Annotated in this window: 24 protein-coding genes and 2 pseudogenes; 13 read left to right on the forward strand and 13 right to left on the reverse strand. The window is 49.8% G+C overall.

Annotated features, from left to right (window positions below; all coding sequences use genetic code 11):
- Window positions 1-235: 235 nt before the first annotated feature.
- Both ABGB15_RS21370 and ABGB15_RS21375 read left to right on the forward strand, forming a co-directional pair.
- On the forward strand, window positions 236-1405 hold the full coding sequence (locus ABGB15_RS21370) for an efflux RND transporter periplasmic adaptor subunit (protein WP_369064280.1): 1170 nt from the start codon (window positions 236-238) through the stop codon (window positions 1403-1405).
- Window positions 1402-4593: an efflux RND transporter permease subunit gene (locus tag ABGB15_RS21375; protein ID WP_369064281.1), complete on the forward strand. Its 3192-nt coding sequence runs from the start codon at window positions 1402-1404 to the stop codon at window positions 4591-4593. The genes ABGB15_RS21370 and ABGB15_RS21375 overlap by 4 nt, the downstream gene beginning before the upstream one ends.
- Before the next feature lie 54 nt (window positions 4594-4647).
- Here the strand turns inward: ABGB15_RS21375 and ABGB15_RS21380 are convergent, their stop codons facing one another.
- A complete protein-coding gene (locus ABGB15_RS21380) occupies window positions 4648-5067 on the reverse strand; it encodes an Rrf2 family transcriptional regulator (protein ID WP_022065302.1) in 420 nt (139 codons plus the stop codon).
- A 111-nt stretch (window positions 5068-5178) separates the two neighbouring features.
- On the opposite strand from ABGB15_RS21380, the gene ABGB15_RS21385 reads away from it, so the two are divergent.
- Complete coding sequence (locus ABGB15_RS21385) at window positions 5179-5553, forward strand: hypothetical protein (RefSeq protein WP_044173415.1); 375 nt, start codon at window positions 5179-5181, stop codon at window positions 5551-5553.
- 315 nt (window positions 5554-5868) lie between these two features.
- Here the strand turns inward: ABGB15_RS21385 and ABGB15_RS21390 are convergent, their stop codons facing one another.
- Window positions 5869-6813: an AraC family transcriptional regulator gene (locus ABGB15_RS21390; RefSeq protein WP_022065304.1), complete on the reverse strand. Its 945-nt coding sequence runs from the start codon at window positions 6811-6813 to the stop codon at window positions 5869-5871.
- A 197-nt stretch (window positions 6814-7010) separates the two neighbouring features.
- Between ABGB15_RS21390 and ABGB15_RS21395 the strand changes: the two genes are divergently transcribed.
- From ABGB15_RS21395 to ABGB15_RS21410, 4 genes are read left to right on the forward strand one after another with little or no spacing between them, the layout of a single operon-like run.
- Window positions 7011-7754, forward strand: coding sequence for an SDR family oxidoreductase (locus tag ABGB15_RS21395; protein ID WP_192138608.1), 744 nt, complete (start codon window positions 7011-7013; stop codon window positions 7752-7754).
- A 34-nt stretch (window positions 7755-7788) separates the two neighbouring features.
- Window positions 7789-8556 carry an SDR family NAD(P)-dependent oxidoreductase gene (locus tag ABGB15_RS21400; RefSeq protein ID WP_022065306.1) on the forward strand — a complete coding sequence of 256 codons (768 nt, stop codon included), beginning with the start codon at window positions 7789-7791 and terminating at the stop codon, window positions 8554-8556.
- Window positions 8557-8591: 35 nt separating this feature from the next.
- On the forward strand, window positions 8592-9449 hold the full coding sequence (locus ABGB15_RS21405) for an SDR family oxidoreductase (protein ID WP_285192621.1): 858 nt from the start codon (window positions 8592-8594) through the stop codon (window positions 9447-9449).
- Window positions 9450-9507: 58 nt separating this feature from the next.
- The gene (locus tag ABGB15_RS21410) at window positions 9508-10065 is read left to right on the forward strand and encodes a flavin reductase family protein (protein ID WP_255091914.1); all 558 of its coding nucleotides are present in this window, start codon (window positions 9508-9510) and stop codon (window positions 10063-10065) included.
- A gap of 151 nt (window positions 10066-10216) precedes the next feature.
- On the opposite strand, the gene ABGB15_RS21415 is transcribed toward ABGB15_RS21410, so the two are convergent.
- Complete coding sequence (locus tag ABGB15_RS21415; protein ID WP_022065309.1) at window positions 10217-10546, reverse strand: YciI family protein; 330 nt, start codon at window positions 10544-10546, stop codon at window positions 10217-10219.
- 102 nt (window positions 10547-10648) lie between these two features.
- Between ABGB15_RS21415 and ABGB15_RS21420 the strand changes: the two genes are divergently transcribed.
- The 5 genes from ABGB15_RS21420 (at window position 10649) to ABGB15_RS21440 (ending at window position 16062) form a co-directional block, all read left to right on the forward strand.
- Window positions 10649-11542: a LysR substrate-binding domain-containing protein gene (locus tag ABGB15_RS21420; protein WP_369064282.1), complete on the forward strand. Its 894-nt coding sequence runs from the start codon at window positions 10649-10651 to the stop codon at window positions 11540-11542.
- 266 nt (window positions 11543-11808) lie between these two features.
- Window positions 11809-12714, forward strand: a complete 906-nt coding sequence (locus ABGB15_RS21425) for a LysR family transcriptional regulator (RefSeq protein ID WP_369064283.1) — start codon at window positions 11809-11811, stop codon at window positions 12712-12714.
- Window positions 12715-12821: 107 nt separating this feature from the next.
- Window positions 12822-13832, forward strand: a complete 1011-nt coding sequence (locus ABGB15_RS21430; protein WP_369064284.1) for a succinylglutamate desuccinylase/aspartoacylase family protein — start codon at window positions 12822-12824, stop codon at window positions 13830-13832.
- Window positions 13833-13853: 21 nt separating this feature from the next.
- Window positions 13854-15185: an MFS transporter gene (locus ABGB15_RS21435; protein WP_369064285.1), complete on the forward strand. Its 1332-nt coding sequence runs from the start codon at window positions 13854-13856 to the stop codon at window positions 15183-15185.
- 28 nt (window positions 15186-15213) lie between these two features.
- On the forward strand, window positions 15214-16062 hold the full coding sequence (locus tag ABGB15_RS21440) for an MBL fold metallo-hydrolase (protein WP_369064286.1): 849 nt from the start codon (window positions 15214-15216) through the stop codon (window positions 16060-16062).
- Window positions 16063-16189: 127 nt separating this feature from the next.
- Here ABGB15_RS21440 and ABGB15_RS21445 read toward each other — a convergent pair.
- Window positions 16190-16342 (reverse strand): annotated as a pseudogene (locus ABGB15_RS21445) (alpha/beta hydrolase); the annotation flags it as partial.
- A gap of 134 nt (window positions 16343-16476) precedes the next feature.
- On the opposite strand from ABGB15_RS21445, the pseudogene ABGB15_RS21450 reads away from it, so the two are divergent.
- Window positions 16477-16667, forward strand: a pseudogene (locus ABGB15_RS21450) (type II toxin-antitoxin system HigB family toxin); the annotation flags it as partial.
- Between the two features lie 87 nt (window positions 16668-16754).
- Here the strand turns inward: ABGB15_RS21450 and ABGB15_RS21455 are convergent.
- The 9 genes from ABGB15_RS21455 to ABGB15_RS21495 form a co-directional block, all read right to left on the reverse strand.
- The gene (locus ABGB15_RS21455; RefSeq protein ID WP_369064287.1) at window positions 16755-17411 is read right to left on the reverse strand and encodes a transcriptional regulator; all 657 of its coding nucleotides are present in this window, start codon (window positions 17409-17411) and stop codon (window positions 16755-16757) included.
- Between the two features lie 26 nt (window positions 17412-17437).
- Window positions 17438-18304 (reverse strand): hypothetical protein, encoded by an 867-nt coding sequence (locus tag ABGB15_RS21460; protein ID WP_369064288.1) that lies wholly within the window; start codon window positions 18302-18304, stop codon window positions 17438-17440.
- 122 nt (window positions 18305-18426) lie between these two features.
- Window positions 18427-19104 (reverse strand): molecular chaperone, encoded by a 678-nt coding sequence (locus ABGB15_RS21465; protein ID WP_369064289.1) that lies wholly within the window; start codon window positions 19102-19104, stop codon window positions 18427-18429.
- A gap of 141 nt (window positions 19105-19245) precedes the next feature.
- Window positions 19246-19758, reverse strand: a complete 513-nt coding sequence (locus ABGB15_RS21470) for a fimbrial protein (protein WP_369064290.1) — start codon at window positions 19756-19758, stop codon at window positions 19246-19248.
- Window positions 19759-19801: 43 nt separating this feature from the next.
- Window positions 19802-22441 (reverse strand): outer membrane usher protein FimD, encoded by a 2640-nt coding sequence (gene fimD, locus ABGB15_RS21475; protein WP_369064346.1) that lies wholly within the window; start codon window positions 22439-22441, stop codon window positions 19802-19804.
- Window positions 22442-22516: 75 nt separating this feature from the next.
- Complete coding sequence (locus ABGB15_RS21480; RefSeq protein WP_369064291.1) at window positions 22517-23212, reverse strand: fimbria/pilus periplasmic chaperone; 696 nt, start codon at window positions 23210-23212, stop codon at window positions 22517-22519.
- A 37-nt stretch (window positions 23213-23249) separates the two neighbouring features.
- Complete coding sequence (locus ABGB15_RS21485) at window positions 23250-23813, reverse strand: fimbrial protein (protein ID WP_369064292.1); 564 nt, start codon at window positions 23811-23813, stop codon at window positions 23250-23252.
- Window positions 23814-23878: 65 nt separating this feature from the next.
- A complete protein-coding gene (fimA, locus tag ABGB15_RS21490; protein WP_369064293.1) occupies window positions 23879-24442 on the reverse strand; it encodes a type 1 fimbrial major subunit FimA in 564 nt (187 codons plus the stop codon).
- A gap of 285 nt (window positions 24443-24727) precedes the next feature.
- On the reverse strand, window positions 24728-25084 hold the full coding sequence (locus ABGB15_RS21495; protein WP_369064294.1) for a hypothetical protein: 357 nt from the start codon (window positions 25082-25084) through the stop codon (window positions 24728-24730).
- Window positions 25085-25514 lie beyond the last annotated feature (430 nt).

Genomic DNA, 25514 nt, shown 5'->3' on the forward strand with positions numbered 1-25514 from the left:
TAAACCTTTCAAGAAAAACTCTTCACGCAAAAACATCATGTAACTTTACATGTTTCTTGTGATAAGCTATCTCATGACTCATATGAGGTTACATGAGTTCACTTTTTGATACCAGCTAGCCAGATCCTTTTGCGCCCTCGTATCAATAAAGCAACTCAGACAAAAAGTTTGGCGTTAAGTATCGATAAATTTCTTAACGCCCGGTTTCATAATCAAATCATTTCTGGACTGATTTATGACTGTATCGTTCAAACGTCGCATGTTGTGCTTAACCGGTACACTGGCTGTCATCGGGCTGTTCCTTTCAAAACAGAGCGTCATACCCGGCGCGTATGCACTTGAGACATCAAACCTTAAAACGGTGCGAACTACGTCCGCAGTTGTTCATACGGTAAACGACTGGGTCGAATTCTCGGGAAAACTGGAAGCCACCGATGAGGTCACTGTACGTTCAAAAGTTACAGGCTCGATTGTGGATGTTAATTTCAGGGATGGTCAGTTGGTCAGGAAAGGCGATATTTTATTTATTATCGATCCAGCCCCGTATAAGACTGAACTGGCCCGGGCTCGTGCAGCATACGCGCAGGCAAAAGCGAAGCAGGACCTGGCATTGCTGGATCTGTCCCGGGGTAAAAAACTTATCGGGACCCATGCTATCTCACAGCGCGATTATGACGTTCTGAACAATGCCGCCCGGGAATCGAAAGCAGCCCGGGAGATTGCTGAAGCTGAGGTTGAAAGTGCCAGGCTCAGCGAAAGCTATACCAGGATTACCGCACCGGTAACTGGCCGTATTTCCAGAGCAGAACTGACAGTCGGTAATCTGGTCGCAGCCGGTATTGACAGTCCGGTTCTTGCATCCATTGTTGCTCTTGAGCCCTTGTATGTTGCTTTTAATGCGGATGAACGAACCTATCTTAATTATATCGACAAGCTTTCAAATAAAGACAAACCTGAAGTGCTGGTAGGACTGGCCGATGAAAAAGATTATCCACATAAAGCCATTCTTTATTCTGTGGATAATCAACTCAGTACTGAAACCGGCACTATCAGGATGCGCGCACTTCTTGATAATCCAACATCAAGGTTGCTTCCCGGTTTACAGGCCCGGGTCAGACTTCAGGCAAGCAAATCCTATACAGCAGTAATGATTGACCAGACACTGATCCGCACCGACCAGGACAGACGCTATGTGCTGGTAGTCGGAAACAATGACAAAGTTGAATATCGCCCCCTCGAACTGGGAAACAGACAGGGGGAACTGATTGTTGTGAAAAAAGGCCTCAATAAGGGTGACAGAGTTATTTCCGGTGGGGCGCAGTTGGTCAGTCCCGGTGAAACAGTCATTGTCAGCAAAGACGAATCACCTTCTTCAAAATCCCGGGAAGGAAATAAGTCATCATGAAAGTATCAAAATTCTTTATCGACAGGCCGGTTTTTGCTGGAGTACTGTCTGCGTTGTTCATTCTGGCAGGGATTATCGCCATATTTCGTCTGCCGGTATCGGAATACCCACCGGTTGTCCCCCCATCCGTTATCGTTCATGCCCAGTATCCTGGAGCCAATGCCACCACGATTGCACAGACGGTTGCAGCTCCCATAGAGGAAACTGTGAACGGCGTAGAGAATATGCTGTATATGCAGTCACTTTCAAATGAGGATGGCAATCTCTATCTGACAGTGACCTTCAAACTGGGCACAGATCCCGATCAGGCTCAGCAATGGGTGCAGAACCGGGTGTCGCAGGCTCTGCCCCGGTTACCTGAAGATGTCCAGCGACTGGGTGTCACAACGAATAAAAGCTCGCCGAATATCACACTTGCCGTTCATATGATATCGCCTGATGGCAGATATAACGATAATTACATCAGTAATTACGCCATACGTAACATCAAAGACCAGCTCTCGCGTATTGAGGGAGTTGGCCAGGTATCAGTATGGGGCCCCGGTGGTTACGCGATGCGAATCTGGCTTAATCCTGATGCTATGGCTGCTCGCGGACTGACGACATCAGATGTCGCCTCTGCTATCCGTGAACAAAACGCCCAGTCACCAGTGGGAAGCGTTGGCGCAGCCCCTATGGCAGAAGAAACACCGTTACAGTTGTCAGTTAATGCCAGCGGTCGGCTTAAAACGGCTGAAGAATTTGGCAACATTGTGCTCCATGCCCGACAGGATACCAGAACGACATTATTGAAGGATGTCGCCCGTATTGAACTGGCCGCTGAAAATTATGCCATGCGTACTTACCTGGATAAAAAGCCTGCGGTAGCGCTGGCCATACAGGAGTCTCCGGGCGCAAATGCTCTGGAAATTGCCTCACAGGTAAGTCGCACAATGGAGGAGCTAAAAAAACAGTTCCCTGAAGGACTGGATTACCAGATAGTTTACAATCCAACCAAATCAGTCAGGGCGGGTATAGAGGCTGTGCTTCATACTCTTTTTGAGGCCATACTCCTCGTGGTACTGGTTGTTTTTCTTTTCCTCCAGACCTGGCGAGCCTCAGTCATTCCTCTGCTGGCTGTTCCCGTTTCGATAACCGGCACAATGGCATTTCTGTACCTCTTTGGGTTTTCAATCAATGCCCTGAGCCTTTTTGGCCTCGTCCTGGCTATTGGCATTGTCGTTGATGATGCCATTGTTGTTGTTGAAAATGTAGAAAGAAACATAGAAAGAGGCATGACGCCATATCATGCCGCCTGCAAGGCTATGCAGGAAGTCAGTAGTCCCATTATTGCGATCGCGCTGACGCTGAGTGCCGTCTTTGTTCCGCTGGCTTTTATGAGTGGCCTGACCGGGAGGTTTTATCAGCAGTTTGCAGTGACAATAGCAGTTTCAACGATTATCTCCGCTATTAACTCCCTTACGCTCTCACCGGCTCTCTCTGCCATGCTGCTGAAGTCACGTGATTCAGACAGCGACTGGCTTACGCGCATTATGCATCGTAGTTGTGGACGGTTCTTTACTGTTTTCAACCGCCTGTTCAACAGTAGTGCCAGGCGATATGAAAAAGGTGTTGGCGCGCTTGGCCAGCGCAAGATTCTGATTATGGTGATTTATGGCATTCTGCTGGCAATTACGCTGTTACTGGGCAGGTCTGTACCTGGGGGGTTTATCCCTGCTCAGGATAAAGAATACCTTATCAGTTTTGTGCAGCTTCCTGTTGGCGCATCATTGTCCAGAACAGACCGGGTACTCGAAAAAATGAATGAAATAGCACGAAGTGAGCCAGGAGTATCTTCCACATCTTCTTATGCTGGATTGTCTGTAAACGGCACCACCACAAGCCCTGGTTCCGGTCTGACATTTGTCCTCCTCAAGCCTTTTGAGCAACGGCCTGGCATCAGCGCAGATGATGTTGCCGCCTCTCTGAATGCCAGATATCAGTCACTTCCTGGCGCAGATTTTGCGGCCGTTTTCCCGGCACCACCCGTTATGGGTCTGGGTTCCCTGGGGGGATTCAAATTGCAGCTTGAAGACAGAGGAAATATCGGTTATGACGGAATGGCCGAAGTACTTCGACGCTTTCAGGCAGAAGCAGCTAAATCACCTGTGCTGACGCCACTTTTTTCAACATACCAGAATAATTTTCCACAAATTAATGTCGATATTGACCGTAATCGCGCCAAACAACTTGGGGTGAACATCAGTGATATCACTGAGACATTACAATCCTATCTTGGCTCATATTATGTAAATGATTTCAATATAATAGGTCGTGTATATCAGGTAAGAATGCAGGCTGACGCAGAGTTCAGGGCGACCCCGGAGGATATACTGAAACTACAGACCCGAAATGCCGATGGCAATATGGTTCCGCTGTCTGCCATAGCCCGTATTGAGCCGACACACGGTCCTGAGCTGGTTACCCGTTATAACGGTTTTACAGCGGTCGATCTTAGTGGCGCTCCTGCTCCGGGCTATTCTTCAAGTCAGGCGATGGAAGAGATTGAACGTATAGCGATGAAAACACTTCCACCCGGCGTAGAATATGAATGGACAGACCTGACCTACCAGCAAATTCTTGCAGGCAACAGTGCCGTCTGGATTTTTCCACTCTGTGTATTCCTGGTATTCCTGGTACTGGCTGCCCAGTATGAAAGCCTTACGCTCCCTTTGGCTGTCATTATGATTGTCCCAATGAGTATCCTTTCTGCACTTACCGGGGTGTGGCTGACTCATGGGGACAATAATATCTTTACGCAAATTGGATTTATCGTCCTGGTCGGGCTGGCATCTAAAAATGCCATTCTTATCGTTGAATTTGCCCGTGAACTTGAGCTTTCAGGTAAGTCTGCCTGTAACGCAGTGAAGGAAGCATGCCGTCTCAGGCTGCGTCCTATTCTGATGACCTCACTGGCTTTCATCATGGGTGTAATCCCCCTGATGGTATCGCATGGAGCAGGCGCTGAGATGCGTCAGGCTATCGGGATATCGGTATTCTCTGGAATGCTTGGCGTCACCCTTTTTGGCTTGTTTATGACCCCCGTGTTCTACCTGTTAGCCCGACAAATATCAGGGAAACCACTGCACTCGGCCACTTTACCGGACGCGCCTGAGGAACGGCCGGTAACAGAACAGGCTTCAGACTAAAATTTATGATGACCTTTCAACAACCGGACATTATATGATGCCCGGCTGTTGAATTTATTTATGTTTAAGGACTTCCGGCACAAGCTTATCAAGGGTAAGTTCAGCAAAGCGGTTTGTAATCAGACGTCTCGCCTCTTCAAGCGTATCACTTATTTCATTGTTAACTGCATCCTCTATCTGGCATTTGTCATGCTCAGTCGCCCAGCCTATTGAAAAAAGTTCAGTGCTGCCAATAGCGTGGAAAACCTGAAGGAGAGTGATGTCTCCGAGAGGTTTCTGGAGTGTCCAGCCACCTCCATGCCCTTTTTCAGAATGAATGATACCCGCCTGTTTGAGCCCCTGGAAAAGGCGTCTGACCACGACCGGATTCGTATTGATCATCAATGCTATATCTTCCGAGGTAACGGGATCGCGGATTTTATCCATATGTATCAGCACGTGTAATGCACGGGACAGCCGGTGGTCTTTTCTCATTTTTTATCCTGTTTGCTGCGAAGTTTCTTATGAAACTTTCGTTGTTGCATAAGTGGCGCGATTTCATGTATCTTATACTATTACATGAAATCCATACAGAGAGTATTTTTTATGTCATTCGATAATGTGTCAGAACAGTTATGGGTCTGCCTCGTCATTGCACTGATGTCCAGTTGCATTTCAATCACCGTCACGCAGCAGGAAATGTTTCGCCCGTTGCGTGAATGGATGGTCAAAAAAAATGCCATGGCAGGCTACCTGTTCAGTTGTTTTTATTGTTTCAGTCACTGGGTGGTTTTTGCCGGTGTTGCAATTTACAGGCCCGTTCTTGTTCATTCAGGATTCTGGTTAATTGACCTTGCGGTTACGGCATTCTTTACCATCGGTTTAACGGCCATGTTCAGCGGGATCATTCTGAAAGTGATGAGAAACGCTATTGCCAAGGCGATTGAAGAAAAAGAAATGAAAGACAAGCTGGGTTTGTAACTCGAACGGGCCTGAAAACCTGGTGATGAAAGCAGGACGGTTAGCCCGGCAATCTGCGCATATAGCATATAAATGGCACGACTGCTTTACGCTTTCGCACCAGGTTTTGCGCTGTTTTTACGTTCGTCTTCCACGCAGTTCACAGAGGTACAGGTACATACTGGTTCTGGCTGCCGGTGTTGCTGACATTTTTGTTACGAACGAAAATCCCACAGGTTCTTCAGATAACCTTCATATCAGCATGAACTGTTAGCGTCCTGGCGTCTCAGTCCGGTTTGCAGTGAACGTTTGCGCATGAATATCGACAGTTGCAGATTAGTGTGTCGACGTCGCTGCTTCGAGTTGCGCAGGTTCCATCAGTGCGAATGCTGTGCGCATTTTGCGCGTCTCCTCTCCGGGGCTACGACCAAACAGTCTTTTGAACTCCCGATTGAACTGCGACGCACTTTCGTAGCCGACCCGCGCTGCTGCCCCTGCTGCAGTAACGTTGTCCCGTATCATCATCAGTCGCGCCTGATGAAGACGCACTGACTTGATGTACTGGATGGGAGAAGTCGCCGCAACGGCTTTGAAATGCGCATGAAAAGCCGGTACGCTCAGGCCAGCTTCGTGCGCAAGTGAAGCCACATCCAGTGGCCGGGCGTAATCGAGGTGGATACGCCGTAACGTACGCGCAATACGTCCAAAGTTGCCATGACAGGCCAGCGCAGCACGAATGGCTCCGCCCTGTTCACCCAGCAGAACACGAAAAATCAGCTCTCGCACAATCCCCGGCCCCAGAACCCGCGCTTCAAGTGGTGAAAATAATACCTTCAGAAGACGAACTGTCGTATCTGCCAGCGTGTCGTCAAGTGGTGTGGAGACAATGCCAACGGGTGAACCTGATGCAGTGGCATGGTGATCGACAGCCATAACCAGGTCTGCCACCGCTGTCATATCCAGACGAATGGACACAGCAAGCAAAGGCTCTGCCGGACTGGCATCTGTCTCGCTTGAAAATGGCAGAGGTACTGACAGCACCAGGTAGTGCAACGGGTCGTAGTGGTAAACCCTGTCAGCCAGGTAACCTCTTTTGTGCCCCTGACAGACAATAACAATGCCTGGTTCGTACAACACGGGGGTACGCCCCAGTGCGCCGTCAGCACGCATCAGACGCACGCCATCCAGCAACGTACGGGTGTGACCTTCATGTGGGGCGAGCTGGCAAATCATAGCCGCCATTTCGGACTGTTGAGATATGGAGGGCAATCTTTCTGGCATACAGCAGACCTTCTGATTGAATTTAATGATTATATTTTCACTCTCTGCATGCTTAAAAATCAATAAAGAAAATAGGATTAGGCAATGATGCAAGAGTGTCAGGCCTGTCGTCGTATGTGCCCTCTATTTATGATATCTGCCTGTTTGATATTCCCGTGATATTCCCTGTCCCGTCCGGTGACAGGCAAGGAGGAGTGATGAAAGCAGTGGTATCAGAAACGTCTAAAGTGGTCATTCTTACCGGGGCCAGTAGTGGTATAGGTGAGGCCACAGCCCGTCATCTTTCCAGGAAGGGGCATCATTTGTTTATCGGTGCCAGGCGTATGGAAAAGCTGACCGCACTGGCGACAGAGTTGCGGGCAAAGGGGGGTAATGTTGATGCCATGGCAATTGACGTCACGCGACCAGAAGATTTGCAACGCATCGCTGCCAGGGCGCTGGAGAAGCACGGACGCATTGATGTTCTCATAAATAACGCTGGCGTTATGCCACTCTCACCGCTGGCAGCGTTGAAGGTCGAAGAATGGAACCGCATGCTGGATGTCAATGTACGGGGCGTTCTGCACGGAATAGCCGCCGTCCTGCCGATCATGCAGGAGCAGGGTGATGGTCACATCATTAATATTGCCTCCACAGGCGCGTATACGGTCTCGCCCACAGCCGCTGTCTATTGCGCCAGCAAGTTTGCCGTGCGCGCTATTTCTGACGGACTGCGACAGGAGACCGACGCGATCCGGGTGACGCTGGTCAGCCCGGGGGTGGTCGAGTCAGAACTTGCCGATCATATTACGGACGAAACAGCCCGGGCTGCCATGCGCGAATTCCGGCGCATCGCCTTACCTCCGGAGCCCGTGGCGCAGGCAATCGCCTATGCCATTGAACAACCCGCTGGCGTTGATATCAGCGAACTCATCGTCCGCCCTGTGGCCAGTCCTCATTAACCGTAAACATGTTTTCATTTATTCAGGAGTGTTCATGTCAGAGTCAGGCTCTTTTTCCAGGGCTATGCCCTTTGCAGGCCGTGTTGCGATCGTCACCGGTGCCGCCAGCGGTATCGGCCTGGCGACCGTCGAACTGTTGCACCGCCAGGGCGCACGTATCGTCGCAGTTGGCCGGGGGGATAATGTCAATGCGCTTGTACGTGAAGGTATTGTGCCCGTTGTCGCCGACGTGACTCAGGAAGCCAGTGCGGAACTGGCTGTGCGGACTGCAACAGAACAGTTCGGTCGCCTCGACGTCTTAATCAACAACGCTGGCATCATCATCAACCAGCCGGTGGCAGAAATGACCCTCAGTGAATGGAACCAGGTCATGGCTGTTAATGCCACGGGGGCATTTCTTTTCTCAAGGGAAGCCATGCGCCCAATGATGGCGGCAAAATCGGGTGCAATCGTTAATATTGGTTCTTACGCCTGTTATCAGTCTTTTCCCGGTATCGCCGCCTATGCAGCCTCCAAGGGGGCGCTTGCACAGTTAACCCGTACACTCGCGCTGGAAGCTATCACTCACGGTATTCGTGTTAATGCAGTCGGCTCCGGAGATGCGGTGACAAACATCACGAATACAATCCAGCCCGACGGGCAGGCATATCTGGCAGAGCATGGTCGTAAAGCGCCGGTTGGCCGTGCAGCCCACCCCGATGAAATCGCAGAAGTCGCCGCCTTTCTGGCGTCAGACCGGGCCAGTTACATTGTCGGCGCAGTGGTTATGGCCGACGGTGGCATGAGTGTCGCCATTCAGTGATGCAATTCATTTTTCAACAACAGGAGTCTCCATCAATGCAACAACAAACCTCCCCTGCAAAAGTCTGGTTTATCACCGGCGCTGCTCGTGGTATTGGCCTTTCGCTGGCACGCCAGTTACTGGCGCGAGGCGATGTCGTAGCCGCAACCTCCCGCACCCTGACCAGTCTGCGTCAGGCATTCGGCGACGATAACGCGCGACTGCTGGCGCTGGAGGTGGACCTGGTGAACGAAGCCAGCGTTCAAAAAGCCATCGACAGCACCATTGCCGCCTTCGGGCGCATTGACTGTGTGGTCAACAACGCAGGCTACGGCCAGCAGGGCACCATTGAAGCATTAACCGACAGCGAATTGCGTCGCAATTTCGATGTTAACGTGTTTGCTCCCCTGCATGTACTGCGCCATGCCCTGCCGCATATGCGTACGCGGCGCAGTGGCCATATCTTCAACGTGGCGTCGATCGTGGGCTTTCAGGGCGGTTACGCGGGCTGGGGCAGCTATGTCGCCAGCAAATTCGCACTGGCTGGTCTGACCGAAACCCTGGCGGCCGAACTGGCCGAGCTGAACATCAGAGCCACAGTGGTTTATCCTGGACCGGTGCGCACCGGGTTCCTGTCGAAAGAGACGCTGGTCGTGGCCCAGCGCACAATCGCTGACTATACCGAAGCTCAGGCCTCGCTGGACCTCCATCTGAACGGTCTGGACGGCAAACAGGCTGGCAATCCTGATAAAGTCGCTTCTCTGATACTGCAGGCGGCCTTTGCTGACGCCCCTCCCGTGCATCTTTTTGCTGGTAAGATTGCCAACACCCTCGCTGAACAAAAAATGCATGCAGTGAGTCAGGACCTTGATGTCTGGCGAAGCGCGTCAGACGCCACGGATTTTGAAGAGTAATAACCCCCGGGGACATGTGAACCACACTGTCCCTGATTTTCTTTCTGGAGGATATCTCATGCATGACAGCCTGCCTGCGGAAAAAGCGTACCGTATTCTTGAAGCTGGTCCCGTTATTCTGGTGTCCACCAGGGGGACAGATGGCCGGACGAATCTGATGACCGCAGGTTTCCACATGATGATGCAGCATGCCCCACCGCTGGTCGGTGTGATTATCGGCCCCTGGGATTACAGCTATCAGGCGCTGTCAGATACCGGGGAATGTGTTCTGGCTGTACCGCCAGCCGGGATGGCAAAGGCCGTTGTGGACATCGGTAATTGCTCGGGAGAAACAGACGACAAATTTGCGCGTTTCGGCCTGACGCCCATTGCCGCGCAATCGGTCAGTGCGCCTCTGGTAGATGAATGCCTGGCTAACCTGGAGTGCAGAGTGGTGGATGACCGACAGGTGCGGCGCTATAACCTGTGGGTGCTGGAAGTTCAGCGGATTTGGCTTGACAGCGCATGGCAGGAACTGCGTCTGCTCCACCATCAGGGCGATGGCCGTTTCAGTGTCGACGGAGAGACGCTTGACCTCAGTGACAGGATGGTAAAATGGCGCGACCTGATGGATTGAATGTTATGCCATGCTAACCAGAATTGGTTAATGGCGATACATTACCGAACATACCGGAAATGTATCGCCATGAATACAGGTGTTCCTTTTCCCCATACCCTGTATGTGGTTCATCCGGCAGACTAAGAGAAATTTCTCTTAACTCAATTGGTTAATCAATTAAATCCTTCAAATCCCCGGTTGCATTATGGCTTGAGTAACTGCTGAACTGCCCGAACAGAGGGTCCCATTGCTGGATATCAAGGTGGGCAATAAGGCCTTCACGTGCAAAAGGGTCCGCACCGATCATGGACTGGACTTCATCGCGCGTCTCAGCCCTGAAAATAAGAAATCCCGCCCGCAGCGGCGTGTTTTTGAGTGGACCGGACGCTAACAGTTTGCCCTGTTCTATCAGCCCCTTCAGATAAATCACATGCTCGCGCACAAAGGTATTCCACCCGGTGCCGTCCGGATGGTCCATTCTGACAATATAAATGTGCATCGTTTTCGCTGTCCTGTTCATGAGACAAAAAATAAGCATAATAAGTATTAGCAGTTTTTAAAATTCGCCAATATTGAGTTCTGAAACAACCAGGAGTAGCGAATGCTGGATAAACTTACCGGAATGCGGACCTTCGTGGTTGTGGTTCAGACAGGCTCTTTTGTCGCGGCCTCAGACAGACTCGGTATGTCGCCTCAGATGGTGGCCCGCCATATCGGCACACTTGAGAAGCAGCTTGAAACACGCCTGCTTAACCGAACAACGCGCAGGCAAAGCCTGACGCCGGCAGGCTCGCTGTACTACAGGCGTTGTGAAACAATTTTACAGGCCATCGACAGCGCTGACCGGGAAGCAAGCAGTACGAGCGGAGTTCTTGCAGGTACGCTGCGGCTGAATGCGCCGGTAACGTTCGGCCGTTATGTCCTGGTGGATTTTTTGAGCACATTTCTTGAGCGCTACCCGAAAATGCGTATTGAACTTGTTCTTACTGATGACGTTATTAATCCTGCTTCAGAAGATTTTGACCTGGTGATACGAATTGGCGAGCTTGATAAGAAACTCCGGCTTGCGGCAAAACCGTTGCCTGCATACCGATTTATTGCATGCGCTGCTCCTCAATACCTGACAAAGTACGGTCATCCAGAACAACCTTCTGATCTGAAACATCATGAGTGTCTGGTTTTTGCACCCTGGTCTGCGGGATTAACCCATTACTGGCCTTTTGCCAGCACTGAAGGACCTGCTGAAGTGATGGTAAATTCTCGTCTGGCGATTAACGACTGGGGAGCAATCCTTGAGGCGGCATTAAGAGGCACTGGTGTGCTGATTGGTTATGAAAAAGAGCTCAGGCGACTTATCAACAGGGAAAAACTCGTTCCTGTCCTGGAGAACTTCACTATTCCCTCACGGGAAATGCATTTGCTCTACGACCCTTCACGGGTAAATGAAAGTCGGTATCAGGTATTTATTGACGAAATGATTGATTATCTTAGCTAATTATCCTGCAAGTTCTGAAAGAACTATCATCGCTGCCTCAGGTGTCATTGCTGACTGTCAGACTCACACAGTTGATTGAGTTCTAACCCGGTCCAACATAGCTAAGGTTGTTTTACAGAAGTAACAAGTTAATTATTACCATCGTTAATATCCTGAAGACCCACGCAGACTCGTTTAATCCTGATGGTCTGCTTCAGAAAAAAATGCAAGCATGTCTATCGGTTGTAATCTTACAACGAACCTGCAATTTTATTCTGGAGCAAAAAATGGAGCTACGCCATTTACGCTATTTTACCACCGTTGCCGAGCATAAAAGCATTCGCCTGGCCTCGCATTATCTTCACGTCACTCAGCCCGCCATTTCCCGGCAAATACAGGACATCGAAAGTGAAGTGGGAGTCAAACTCTTCATTCGTCATCCTCGCGGGCTTACTCTCACCCAGGCGGGAGAGGTGTTTTATAGCGATATAAAAAAAATGCTCGCTGAACTGGATCTGTCTGTTGAGCACGCGCAGCGCATCGCCAGCGGTTTTGACGGGCATCTGCGACTGGGATTTGTGGAAAACAGCAGCTGGGATGGGATTGTACCTTCCACGCTGCGTCACTTTAAGCAGGTTGTCCCGCGGGCAACGCTTGAACTGATCCCGTTGAACACGCCGGAGCAGATTGCATTGATTGAAAAGGGCGAGCTTGATGGCGGTTTTGTTTATGGGTTTGGCTCTATGTCTGAACGGTGTCAGTTTAAGATGTTGCATCAGTACGATATTCGCTTAGCGCTGCCAAAAGCATGGCAGGGTGAGGATGATCCCGACCCCATATCGCTACACCGGGTTGCACACTTACCGTTTATTACCTCCTTCCGCCGGGTCTATCCTGCCTATTACGATCACGTTATGGCCGCCTGCCACAGCATGGGAATTACCCTTAACGTGGTACAGGAAGCGCAAACAGAGTCCGCAATACTAGCGCTGGTCAATGCCGGTATTGGCGTCGCCCTGGTTAATTCCGCCACTATTTCACGTCTTCCGGTAGGGGTGCGACTAGTCCGTTTGTCAGATCTAAGTGTTATGATGCCATTAAAATTCGCATTTCTGGCAGAAAATAACTCTCCGCTGGTGAAACGTTTTTTAGATTCACTCCGTGAGTCATTAAATATCTTACATTATCCTTAGTGATGCTTTTAAAGCATCACCATGGGTATTATTAAGTACTTTTATTGATTCGACAGATAAATTCATACTGAGGTCCATCCGCAAACGACCTGAATCAGGAGTGTCAGATGACCTCACCACGTTCGCTTATCCGTGCCACCGTCGATTTTGATAAAGAGGGTTTTCAAACCGGCGTGCTGATGCTGCCTTATTCGCACAACACCTCCGCCTATGGGCGTATTCCAGTTCCGATCGCCGTCCTGAAACAAGGGGAAGGTCCAACGGTCCTGATGACCGGGGGTAACCATGGCGATGAGCTGGAAGGACCCGTCGCGTTGATGAAAATTATCCAGGAAATGGCAGCCTGGAAAATTAATGGCAGAATTATTGTGATTCCGGGGCTGAATTTCCCGGCATTTCAGCAGGGTACGCGTACTTCTCCTATCGATAATGGCAACCTGAACCGAATGTTCCCCGGAAAACGGAACGGCAGCCTGACGGAAATGATCGCGCATTATGTTGATACGGAATTATTTCCGATCGCCGACATTATTTTAGATATGCATGCCGGCGGTGCATCATTTAACCATGCGCCGGTGTTATTAGCCGCGCTGCCGAAAAACGCGGCCCAGCATCGCGACTACATCAGGCTCGTTAACGCTTTCAATGCGCCGACGACCATGATCATGGATCTGCTGGGAGAAGATCGTACATACGGCGCGGCTGCGGAACGTCACGGAAAGCTTTTTCTCTGCGGTGAGTTTGGGGGCGGAGCCTCCTGTAACCCGGATAATCTGCAGATTGTCGAGAGTGGGCTGAGACGCGTTTTACAGGCATCAGGGGTCACGAAACATGCCCCCGCCACCTCACAAAATGAGACGCGCCTGATGAAGGTAGGCGGTACCGGACATTATCTGTTCTCTGCCGGGCGAGGGGTGTTTGAGCCCTGTTTTAAACTTGGCGATCGCGTTAAACAGGATCAGCTTGCCGGGCGACTCTATAACCTCGATGCCCCCTGGGAACCGGCAAAAGAGCACTATTTTTCCGGGACCGGAGAGATTATGGTCACGCGCACGTTTTCTCATGTCGTCGCCGGTGATTGTATTGCGGTGATCGCTTCGCCTGCCGCCTGGTATTAATTCGCTACGAGAACATTCCCGATGAATATTCGATCCGGCGCTAGTCAAGAGGGGACCACGGTGGGCGCATGCGCCTATCCTGTTGGGTTATTCCTCGCCTGCTTTGCCTTTTCCTATCTCGATCGTCAAATAATGAGTATTCTGGTTGAGCCATTAAAAGCTACCTTACACATTTCAGATATTCAGATAGGTATACTTCAGGGATTCTCTTTTACCCTTTGTTATGCCACCGCCGGGGTGATTATTTCCCGAATGGTTGACAGTGCCAGTCGGGTAAGATTAATTGCGGTGTGCGTGGCCATTTGGGCATGTTCAACGATGTTGTGCGCTACCGCCGATAGCTATACGGAGCTGTTGATCTGGCGCGGTGGAACGGCTATTGCGGAGGCCGCTCTGAGTCCGGCCGTGTTGTCGCTGTTCGCTGATATGTTTATTGCCAGCCGTTTAACTCGCGCTACCGGAATCTTTATGCTGGGCCCATATATTGGCAGCGGCCTGGCACTCACCGGGGGTGGAATGTTGTTGGGGTGGTTAACCCGCGAGATGGGCCATATGCCCGGTCTGGCGGCAATGCATCCCTGGCAATGGGTCTTTTTCATCGTCGGGCTACCCGGCATATTACTCTCCATATTGGTTTTTTTCACCGTAAGTGAACCCGCCCGGCGGAATCATCAGGCGAGTCAGATGTCGGTGGAAAAGGGAACGCCTGCGTTCCGCGTCGTACTTAACGAACTGCTGGTGAAGAACCGTTTTTGTTTGCCTTTTTATTTTGCCTACACCTGCCTCATTATGCTGTTTTATTCGCTGACGGCCTGGTTCCCGACGGTCATGATGCGGCACTTTAATCTGACGGCGGGCTATATCGGGCAAATTACCGGACCAATATATATGTGCGCGGGGATTGTCGGGGTTCTGCTGGCCGGGAAATTAGTGCGCGCGGCGCTGCCGGCAAACCTGCTGCGAGACTCGCTCAAAGTGTCTGCTTGCGCGTGCGGATTGTTAATTATTTTCTCCGTACTCGCCTCTTGTATGCCATTTTCTGCGGCGATTATTTTTTATGCCATAACGCTTTTCTGCGCCAGTATCACCATGGCGCTGGCCCCCATTCCGTTACAAATAGCGATCCCCAACAGAATGCGCGGCCGCGCGATTTCCCTGCTGGTTTTTATGACTAACCTGTTGGGCGGAGGCATTGGGCCGTTTCTTGTCGGATATTTAAGCCAGAAATTTTTCGGAATTGACAATGCGCTGGGGTTGGGGCTGGCGATAGTGAGCGTCATCGCGGCAACGGCTGCGACCCTGTTTTATTCTCTTGCCATGAAACACAGTGCTACAGCTGTCAGCCATGATTAATGATGTGTTTATCAAAAGGACACCACCAATGTTTACCTCAGATTCTTATCGTCTCGGCAATGTTGTTATTACCCGAATTACCGAACAGCTTTTCAGCATGCCGCTGGCTAAATTATTGCCTGATGCAGCAGGCGTTCGTTTCCCTGCAGGGATGAACGCGCAAACGCCGATCGAAATGAGCGTACATAGCTGGTTAATCGACTCGCCGCAGGGCCGGATTCTGATTGATACGGCGACCGGCAATGGCAAGAATCGGCCATTTAGCCCCTTGTTTCATCAGCTCTCTTCACCATGGATGGAAAATTTAAAACAGACAGGTATTCAACCCGATGATATCGATTATGTGTTGCATACCCATTTACACACCGATCATGTCGGCTGGAACACTCTCTGGGATGGGGAAAAATGGCGGCCTGCGTTTAGCAACGCGACATGGGTTTGTTCTCAATCTGAGCTCAATTTTGTCTCATCTCCGGCAGCTGCTGCACGCAAAATGGTATTTGATGACAGCATCCTGCCGATTGTTGAGAGCGGCCGTCTGGTGACCGTACCGGATTCCCCGACTGAATTTCTCCCAGGGATACTGTTTTATCCCACTCCGGGGCATAGCGTCGGTCATATGAGCATTGCCGTTGAAACGGAAGAGGGAACAGCGATTTTTTGTGGCGACCTGATGCATACTCCGCTGCAGGTGTCTCATAACACCCTGAGCTCCGTATTTTGCAAGGATAGTTTACAGGCGAATCAGTCCCGGAAGTGGTTCTTAAACTTTGCTGCTGAACGTCAGGCGACGGTATTCACAAGCCATTTTTCAGCGAGTTCTGTAGGGCACGTTACCGCCACGGAAGAGGGCTTCGTGTGGAAATTTGAACGGTGAAATCGAAGGGAGGAAAAAAGAGCACCGCCTTTACACAGCGCCTGCGGGGTACTATGGCTTTACCTTGAGGACGCTTGAGTACGTTGTTTGCCTACGGGCAAGCGTTCGCTGCCCGTAACTGTGAAGATCATTTCCCGTTAGCATCAGCCATCCTTAGCACGTCGTCGAGGAAACGGGCCGCTTTACGCAGAGCCTGGTCTGCTTCGGGTAACCTCCCGGCCAACAGATGCCAGACGTGAAACATTCCCGACCAGACCTCAAGTGACTTGCGTACCCGCGACCTGGAGCATCTACTTTGAGCTGGTTGGGCACGTCCCCGTGTACGGGCCCAACCTGCGCGCCTCCTGCTGGCGCATGGAAGCCGCGATGGCTGACCTGCTGGCACGGGCGGGGTTCACCGGCGACCAGGTGCATACTAAAGCTGAATGGAAAACCCTGGAAGAAATTAAAGAACAATACCGCAGTGCCAGTATTATTAAAAACAGGCAGGTGGTTTTTTAATATCAAGGGAAATGACTATCGGCTAATTGTCATACCAGCGAAGGTGGATGTTTATTAAATTCATTGGTACGCATAAAGAATATGACAATTTCGGCCAAATTTAAAGTAAATTTCAATTGCATGGAACCGTTCTGCTTAGGTAAACATCATTTACCTGAGAGTCCAGTAAATAGCACTCCCCCATTAGCGTCTTATATTACAGGCGCTGACACATCAATGTGCTCCAGCTCCGGAATACCTGGAAGCCCCTGGTTACGCTCATGCACAAACTGTAAAAATACTGGCAACCTGAATCCCGTCTTCTCCAGAATATTCTGGCGGTGTGTGTAAAGTGTTTTAACCGGTTTGCCCGTCAACCGAGAAACCACATGCATCTGTAAGCCCGAAACAAAATACGGCAGTAGACAACGCTCCGTCAGCGTCAGGTTGGTGCCTTCGACATACTCCTCCCCCCTGATGGAATCTGGATTATATAATGTCCGCCTGAGTGCAAAATGCAGCGAAGCTATGTCAAGTTTCTGCGCCAGAACCCTCACTCCCTGACTTTCCACCGGAAACACCCGTCCTGTCTCCTTCAGTGCTAGCCAGACCACGGTAGCATCCGGTCTTTTCGCTTTAAGCGCATTCAGTGCCGACCACTCACCCCGGAAAATAATGCGGCTGTCTACAACGACAAGTACCCGATCGACATCCCCGATGATATAAGGCAGACGGTCAGCACTGAAACGTAATGGCAGACAGACCATCTCCGGCATAAGAGCCCTCAGTCCTGCATACAGCCAGTTGTTTTCCGTCAGGATTACCATCAAAAAATCGCTGTTTACACATCGTAACTTGTTTTCAATCATTTTAAGCCATCGATCTAATTAATAAATTAGTTATGATACAAGTAAATAATAAAATCTGCACTATATTCACCACTAGAGGCTGACTTCCCAATATCCGAAACAATTTTGTAATTATCAATGGATGTAAAGTCACTACCTAGAAATGGCTGTATTAAATGCGATATATCTACAGGCAAATCATCTTTTAGTAGGCTCATTTTAATATTATTTTTTTCGTAAAGCACACCATTAATCATGTCATAACCCTCTGATTTTGGATATATTTGATAGGCTAAATAAGAATTAGGTTGTTTATCACATGCTATTTTCACAGAAAATGAGGCACTTACTTGCTTGCCTGGGGAAGAATCAGGAAGATTGATTATTGATGGTACATCTAACGCACAGTTAGCAGCAATCCAGTCAGTATCAACTGACTCAGCCCTTGCGCTGATTATATGGAGACCTTTCCAACCTTCACCCACTTTCATTTCACTATCATGTACATATATATCGAACACTTTGGCCCCGGGGGCTTGACCTTTTCCCAATATACTCACCTGGAATTTATTCATTAACGCACCTACCCCATATGCCTCACTTAGATCGTTATATTTAAAAACAGCATCAGCCACTTTAAAGAAAGCTGTTGGCGATCCCTGTATATAAACATAAATAGGGGTCTTATCACAAGTAACTGTTTGCATAATAGCCACCATGGAGATGAGGTCTGCAGGAGAGTAAATGTCCGCAAGGCTCAAATACCCACCACGGAGATATACTTTTTTCGGTGAAAAGTCTACGTTAATATTAGGTGCATGACATTCCGCATAGGTATAATTTGTCACACCCCACAGGGAAATCATCATAGTAAAAATGGCAAGTACTCTATTAAATACAAAAAACATCTTCATACACCCTCTTAAAAATAAATTTTTATTTTGATTTAGACATCAATATGTTTATATTGACGTGAGATTTTATTGCAGCACAATCTTTGCGCTCGCTAAAAAACATGAAATAGAGTAAAGCAGCCTTACGACATGATATCTGAACTATATGGCCCCTCTTCATTACCAAAGTCATTGATAATGGAATACGTTATCTTCTTACCATTTTCTCGCACCTTTCCTTTTATGGTCAGCGTGGATTCAGGAGGGATCATAAAGCTATTTTCATCTTCTCTCAATATATTAACTTTTGTAAAGGTGATGTAGAATGGCGTCGGATTTTCTATTATAAGATGACCCTGTTGGCATTTAAATACCAGACTTTCTTTTACTTGAATTAAACTCATTCTCAGACCATTTGGTCTGTAAATGAGTTTAATTCTGTTTCCTGTGGCAATAGATATTCCATTGTTAGCATCCTTCTTATCGAGGGATGGTATTGCTTTTTCAAAAAAATAATATAACCTCTCCTTGTCGGAGGGTAATTTTGCATTTACTTTCCATATTTCTATAGATTTCTCCATCCCGGGCCGGCTAACATGAAGTGGTGGGGTGACTATAAAATCCTTAGTTATTTGATGCTCTTCATTTTCGATCCATGCCTGAACCAGATATGATTGTCTTTGGGATTTATTTTCTGCATCAACAGAATTTCTTTTGTCACTTTCATTATAGATAATTCTCGATTTGTTTAACAGGACAGATTCCTCCGCAAACAAATACGACGTATAAAAAGACAAGAAAATAATAAACACGTTTTTCATGTACTCTTTCTCAAATTGCAATAGCATTAGAATGAAAACTAATTTCAGCGTGAGCTCGTGATATATATTTTTTAAAAGAGGGGAAGCCACTTCCTCCCCTGCTATAAATTCAATGAACCAGATTCCACAGAGGGATAAATGCTACATATATTCAAAGCTGACCGTTACCGTACTTGAAAACTTGCCTAGCTTAGGAAGGTCACCTGAGTCTTGCATGAGGCTTGCAGTAAAAGTTTCAGAAACATTCCCATCTACGGGCTGTAATGCGATCTCAGTTGAACCGTCTGGTTTAATATCATTATCTCCATGTGATATCTTCACTGCAAGGTTATCAGTTGTGCCATCTTCACTTATTGTCGCAAAGGATTCAGGGTACTGGTCATCAGCCGTTCCTGTAGCGCTCATGTTTATTTTTGTTATATCGCTACTACAATCGGTAAGTTTTAAAGTGAAATCCTGAGTAGCCCCAACAGTACCAGCACCACTAAAAGATGAGCGTTCAACATCTTTGAAATCAACTTCCGTATCCTGGGGTTTACAAGTCCCCGCTTTGATATTGCCAGTAATATGTACTGTTGCAGAATCACTATCAGCCAATACCATTCCTGACTGAGTAATCAATGATGTAAATATAACAATAAGTAACTTATTCATAAGGCCGCTTGCTTTATATTGAATCACTAGTATTTCTCCTAATTTAACTGGACTTTTTACAAATTATGTTGGACTGAGTAACTACCTGATTTTCATCATCGTCATTGAATTTATATGCTGCGGAACAATTTTCATTTTCGCTATTACCCCACACAACATTAATCTCACTGCTTTTTGATATACCCGTCAGATACACCAGACCTGACTCACTTACAATACCCGTCGCACCTGACGCCTTTTCCGTCACCATCGCCCCGAATGGCACCGGACGGCCTTTGTACGTCAGCGTCAGCAGCGCGCGGACGCCAGTGTGTGTGCCATATTCAGCCCTGACAATTGCGCCCTGTGTCGGCACCACATTCTGCACGTTGTCCTCCAGGTCCGTGTGCATATCCAGCGTGTTCACATCAAGCGCCACCCGGTTACGGCGGTACATCGTGGCGTACGGCAGTACCGTGTATCCCCGCCAGTCCGTTTTCACCCCGTTGCCGTTTTCCACATGCACGTCTCTGGCTCCTGGTGCCTTTATCAGCACGTTGGTGTCGCCCAGCGCCTGGCCGAACGTCACACCATCAGCGTGAGCCACCACGCCACCCGACACGTCCCAGTTAATCCTGTGGTCATAACGGCTGTAGCTGTAACCCGCGCTCGCCGAGCCGTACCCGCCACGCAACGCCACATTCGCACTACCGCTGGAGCCTGTGGTACTGCTGTGGCCCTGCATCACGCTGTAGCTCAGGTTATGCTCCTGAAGCAGGGTACCACTGACCCCGGTCTGTATCCTCGTAACACCGTCTTGGTCCCGGCTCGACTGCGCCGTGGCGTACATGCTATTCAGCGCTTCATGCTCTGCCATGTCGTGGCCCAGGAAATGACCGAACGGAACCGATATATTCAGTGACAGCAGTCGGTTATCACCGGCCAGTCCGGTACTGCGGCTGACGGCATACGACAGGTTATAGCTGATGCCGTGCCAGGCACTGGAGAAGCCGGCCTGGTACCACTCATCCCTGCCCGTACTGTTCCAGTAGGTCTGCTGACTCCCGGACAGGTAGAGTGACCCCAGGTCACCCAGTCGCTGTGAGATGTTCATCTGGATTCGACCTTTTTTGCTCCGGCGCAGGTTGTGGTAGCTCACCGGCTCATAATGGTAACCCCCGCCATTGCCATCGTCCCGCCATGCATACTGATATCCCTCCATCGCATCCCAGGTCACTTCATCCAGTGTGTAAAACCCTTTTGTGGAGTAGCGATAACCCAGCAACTGGAAGTTGGTCCCCATCCTATTCAGGGACTTGTTGTACAGAAAACGCAGGGACTGCCCCTGGTGCCGGCTGTCATCAGCAAGACGGCTCCATGCGCTTGTCAGGTCGGCCGATACGGCACCCCAGGAGCCGAGATTCTGCCCAATACCGGCGGCCACGGAGCGGTACCTGCCGGCCTGCTGCGTGCCGCCGTACAGGGTGTACCCACCGGCAAACCCATGTGCCAGGGTACCCTGGACAAATACCGGCGCGTTTTTATCCTGTCTTCCGCTGCGGTAGCGCCCGCCGACCAGGTCATATTTTGTCCGGCCATCCCGCTGTAGCAGCGGCACCGTGGAGTACGGGACGGTATAATGCTGGACATAACCGGACTCGCCCTCCACCGTAACGTCAAGGTCGCCGCTGGATGAAGTCGGGTTCAGGTCGGTAATTTCAAAGGCTCCGGCCTGAACAATATTTTTGTAAATCACATACCCGTTCTGCCGGACGGTGACAGTGGAGCGTCCGGATGCCAGTCCCCTGACTGTCGGGGCATAGCCCTGCTGGCTGTCAGGATACATCGGGTCAGCGGTATACAGTCGCATACCACGGAAGCCCAGGCTGTCGAATACCGCATTGTCACTGCTGCTGTCACCCAGCACCAGTTCACTTTTCAGCGGAATAACCGTGCGCTGCACATAGGTGGAAATATTCTGCCACCGCTCAGTATGCTCACCATTTTTATAGTCCGAATAACTCCATGCACCGTTATGACGCAGACGCCATGCCCCCAGGTTCAGGCCGCCGCTCAGGTTCAGATAATAACTGTCGCTGTCACGGCCCCTGTCACCGGTCAGGGTGTAGTTCATCAGTGCAGCGTTAATGCCCTCATCCCACTCTTCCGGTGGGATATACCCTTTCACGCTGTTCTGCAGCACCGCTTGCGGAAACGTCAGGTCGAGGCGCTGGGTGGAGAAGTCGAAGTGAGAGCTGGCTCCGGGAAACAGGGACCTGAAGTCCAGACATCGGTCATCATCATCCGGCAGGGCTTTCAGCGCTTCATTATCCCCGGTATTCACGCCGAGGCGCTTCAGCCATTTCAGCGTCAGGCAGGGCACCAGACCCGTGTCATCCGACACGTAACCGGTCGCGCTGTTCACGGCATCAGGCGCATCCCGTGAGACAGATGTTCCCGCCGTCGTCGGTGCAGACGAGTGTTCATCCTCGTCAAAACGCACGTTCTGCGTGGTGACAAACTCATCGTTCAGCCAGACATCCACCCGGTACACGCCGGGGGCCTGACCCGCACCGCTTTCAAAGCGCGACAGGTCGGCGACGTCCTGGCCGTTGCCGGAAAGAAAAGCAGGATTGAACCAGTCGTCCGCGCAGGCCGGGGACAATTGCAGTCCCCCTGTCACGGCCAGCGCAATAACTGACAGTCGAATCCCCGGTACATGTCGGAATGATACGGATAAATGGTGCAAGGTATGCTGCTCCGGATATTGATGTCAGACTTACTGTATCTGACCTGAGTGCGGTGGTGTCACAGCACCGTAGTCATTTACAGTCTGAAAACGGACGTCCCCTGACGAACCGGCCGGCAGGCTCAGGCTCTGCTGACCGTCAGGTGGAACCATGGTGTTAGGTAGTTTCTTCCCGCCAGCCGTCAGGTTAACCAGCGTTTCGTAGTAAGGCGTCGGGTTGATGATGGTCAGCTTCCCGCCGGCCTGATGAAAGCGCAGGTGACTGGCGGCTTCCACCTCACCCATTTCCAGACCGTCGGGTCGCATGAAGAGCTTGATGCGGGACAAGATGGCCAACTGCAGCGTATTTTTATCCTTTATCGCATCCTTGTTTACTGCCGGGATAGCCTTGACGTTCATCCAGTAGAGCGATTCACGGTTCTGCGGTAAGGGTTTCCCCGTATACATGATACGCAGGGTGTTCTCACTCTTTGGTGCGGAGGCAAACAGCGGTGGCGTCACGACAAAGTCTGCAGATTTATGCCCCTGGTCATCCTCAACCCAGGCCTGGATAAGATAGCGTTCGTGCGGATCACTGTTGGTGACCGGCAGGGAGGCCTGGCTGGCAGATTCGGCATAAATCACGCGGGTGGCCCCCAGGCCGACGCCTCCCGCCATGGCCACACAGGTGGTGGCGAGGCAGCCTGCGGCCAGCGTCAGCGATATCAACGATTGACTGAACTTCATTTAATAAATACCCGTTAAAACATCCCGGCGGCTACGCTCAGGGATAAACCAGACGGAAAGACACTTCACTGCGCAGTTCGCCCGGAGATGGCTCACGGGAGGTGGTGCGATACCGGGCAGTGAAATGCAGTACTACATCGGAGGCCGTTACCGGCACAAAGGTGTCAGAAACTCTGTCAGGAATGACCTGGCTACCTGTTTCATCGGCAATGAGCAGTCCCAGCCCGCTGTATCCGTCGCGACCACTGACTCCGGACGACACCAGAAACACATCCGGGTCTTTCGGGTCGGTCATGCCGTAAAAGCTGACGCCCACGGCACTGGCCAGCGCAGGGTTACAGCCAGTCAGGTGAAGCTCAAAAGGGATTAACACCGAAGATAAAGAACCGACCCCTTGAAAATCACTGTTGCGGTACTGTCCCATATCAACGGACATATCCCGGCTTCCCGTGGAGACCTCACAGGAACCTTCGGCCAGTTCACCACGCAGGTGCAGGTCACCACCTTTAATGGTGACCACGTGATTGCGGGCACCTGATGACGCGGAGAACATCAGACACATAAACAGCACGGGTACAACACGGGCATGATGAAAGAGCATGATTACCCCCGACAAAACCCCGGCCAGAGGTATCAGGCCGGGGAGAGACACAACAGTGTTACGGATTACTGGTACTGCATGATGAAGGTGGCGTCAGCGTTGGCCTGGCCTGCGGTCGGGGTGGCCGAGGTTGAAACATACTGTGCGTGGAACTTCAGCGTATTCTCACCATCAATCAGAGTGGTTGGGGTGGAGAAGCTGCTTCCGTCTGGTACCACGGCAGCACTGGTACTGTCAGTAATGCGAATACCCACACCAGACGCAGCATCAGTATTACCATTAACACTGGTATCAATTGACAGCAGCTCTTTGTTAGCGTCATCAGCGGTACCGCTGAATGCCACAGCAGCCGTGCCTGATACAGTGGTGTCGCAATCTTCGAGTTTGATTTCAAAAGGAATCGGGGAGCCAGTGTCGCCAACATTTTTGAAGTGGTGCAGCGTGTACTGACCCAGTTCAACTGTCTGGTTTGCGGAGTCTGCGCTTACAGAGCAGGCTGCATCAACCAGGCTGCCACGGAAATGTACGTTACCGCCGGTAACGGAAACCGTATCATCAGCAGCATGAGCCATCCCTACAGACGCAGCCATCACGGCACCAAATAGAACTGCCAGTTTACTCAACTTCATTATTAACTCCGGTATTAACGTTATAGTTCCGCCATTACGATTAATGGCACACACATCCTGTAAAAGGCAGACCAGCAAAATCCCTTAAGCTGATAAAGCGCTTTATTTAAATGAAGCAACAAAAATACATAATCCTGCTTCTGGTGGTAAGCAGTTTAATAACCAGTCAGTTAATCACTTATACTTTAAATATGGTTAAACCTTTCTAGCCAATCCCGCTGGATAAAGTTATTAATAAGGATTAAATATTAATAAGCCCTATTTAAATATATACACAAGAACAGTTCAAATAATGCTCAGAAGATAAGTTCTTATCATGCAGTCAAGTTCCGTCACCAGTTCGCGCAGGGGAATAAAGTATTCGCTTTTATCATCATGCCTGCTGAGGCACTGCCCGATCTTAAAGCGCAAATAAAGGTAATCTCCTGTATCAGGCACTTCATTACAGACCAAACTAAGGAAGCGACAAATATCTGCTGCTTCCACGAAGCCAAAACCGCCGAGCAGTGCACCAATCCTTTTTCGGCTCAAAGACAGGTGCACAGGATATTCGAACGATAAGGATTGACACTTCCCCATATCCACTCCGGTAAAACATGATGCGGCATGCCATTCTGAAATAACGAGAGAGAGAGTATACACAACTTTACATGATCGACAATAACGATCGAATGCAGACAATAATAGGGGATACCTATCAAAACCAACCAAACGATCGGGAAATGCTATATATCAAAACCATCAAATGACAATAAAAGATTGATCTTCCGCACCTTTTACAAAAAAATAAAAATCCATTTGAAATGATTTACATCAAATAAAACGACCAATTTAAAAGAACAACCTTCTGAACAAATTAAAGATCGTTTAATTTGTATTTATGCACCACAAAAACAACCTAAACAAACAATAAACGACTCTTGTTAAGAAATATGACAAAAAAATGAGATCGGGTTAAACAACGCACACACACATGTAACACAAGCAAGTAAATGCACCAATAATTACAATATCGCGGGACTTTTTTTAATAAATCTAATTTTCAGGAAATGAGCGCTACAGCCATTTCAGC

The sequence above is a fragment of the Enterobacter sp. MALB-1 genome, from assembly GCF_041021625.1.
GTDB lineage: Bacteria > Pseudomonadota > Gammaproteobacteria > Enterobacterales > Enterobacteriaceae > Enterobacter > Enterobacter oligotrophicus.

Bases quoted from the DNA above. Each gene is read 5' to 3' on its own strand.
- ABGB15_RS21370 (WP_369064280.1), top strand. From the start codon at position 236: ATGACTGTATCGTTCAAACGTCGCATGTTGTGCTTAACCGGTACACTG.
- ABGB15_RS21375 (WP_369064281.1), top strand. From the start codon at position 1,402: ATGAAAGTATCAAAATTCTTTATCGACAGGCCGGTTTTTGCTGGAGTA.
- ABGB15_RS21380 (WP_022065302.1), bottom strand. From the start codon at position 5,067: ATGAGAAAAGACCACCGGCTGTCCCGTGCATTACACGTGCTGATACAT.
- ABGB15_RS21385 (WP_044173415.1), top strand. From the start codon at position 5,179: ATGTCATTCGATAATGTGTCAGAACAGTTATGGGTCTGCCTCGTCATT.
- ABGB15_RS21390 (WP_022065304.1), bottom strand. From the start codon at position 6,813: ATGCCAGAAAGATTGCCCTCCATATCTCAACAGTCCGAAATGGCGGCT.
- ABGB15_RS21395 (WP_192138608.1), top strand. From the start codon at position 7,011: ATGAAAGCAGTGGTATCAGAAACGTCTAAAGTGGTCATTCTTACCGGG.
- ABGB15_RS21400 (WP_022065306.1), top strand. From the start codon at position 7,789: ATGTCAGAGTCAGGCTCTTTTTCCAGGGCTATGCCCTTTGCAGGCCGT.
- ABGB15_RS21405 (WP_285192621.1), top strand. From the start codon at position 8,592: ATGCAACAACAAACCTCCCCTGCAAAAGTCTGGTTTATCACCGGCGCT.
- ABGB15_RS21410 (WP_255091914.1), top strand. From the start codon at position 9,508: ATGCATGACAGCCTGCCTGCGGAAAAAGCGTACCGTATTCTTGAAGCT.
- ABGB15_RS21415 (WP_022065309.1), bottom strand. From the start codon at position 10,546: ATGCACATTTATATTGTCAGAATGGACCATCCGGACGGCACCGGGTGG.
- ABGB15_RS21420 (WP_369064282.1), top strand. From the start codon at position 10,649: ATGCTGGATAAACTTACCGGAATGCGGACCTTCGTGGTTGTGGTTCAG.
- ABGB15_RS21425 (WP_369064283.1), top strand. From the start codon at position 11,809: ATGGAGCTACGCCATTTACGCTATTTTACCACCGTTGCCGAGCATAAA.
- ABGB15_RS21430 (WP_369064284.1), top strand. From the start codon at position 12,822: ATGACCTCACCACGTTCGCTTATCCGTGCCACCGTCGATTTTGATAAA.
- ABGB15_RS21435 (WP_369064285.1), top strand. From the start codon at position 13,854: ATGAATATTCGATCCGGCGCTAGTCAAGAGGGGACCACGGTGGGCGCA.
- ABGB15_RS21440 (WP_369064286.1), top strand. From the start codon at position 15,214: ATGTTTACCTCAGATTCTTATCGTCTCGGCAATGTTGTTATTACCCGA.
- ABGB15_RS21455 (WP_369064287.1), bottom strand. From the start codon at position 17,411: ATGATTGAAAACAAGTTACGATGTGTAAACAGCGATTTTTTGATGGTA.
- ABGB15_RS21460 (WP_369064288.1), bottom strand. From the start codon at position 18,304: ATGAAGATGTTTTTTGTATTTAATAGAGTACTTGCCATTTTTACTATG.
- ABGB15_RS21465 (WP_369064289.1), bottom strand. From the start codon at position 19,104: ATGAAAAACGTGTTTATTATTTTCTTGTCTTTTTATACGTCGTATTTG.
- ABGB15_RS21470 (WP_369064290.1), bottom strand. From the start codon at position 19,758: ATGAATAAGTTACTTATTGTTATATTTACATCATTGATTACTCAGTCA.
- ABGB15_RS21480 (WP_369064291.1), bottom strand. From the start codon at position 23,212: ATGAAGTTCAGTCAATCGTTGATATCGCTGACGCTGGCCGCAGGCTGC.
- ABGB15_RS21485 (WP_369064292.1), bottom strand. From the start codon at position 23,813: ATGCTCTTTCATCATGCCCGTGTTGTACCCGTGCTGTTTATGTGTCTG.
- fimA (WP_369064293.1), bottom strand. From the start codon at position 24,442: ATGAAGTTGAGTAAACTGGCAGTTCTATTTGGTGCCGTGATGGCTGCG.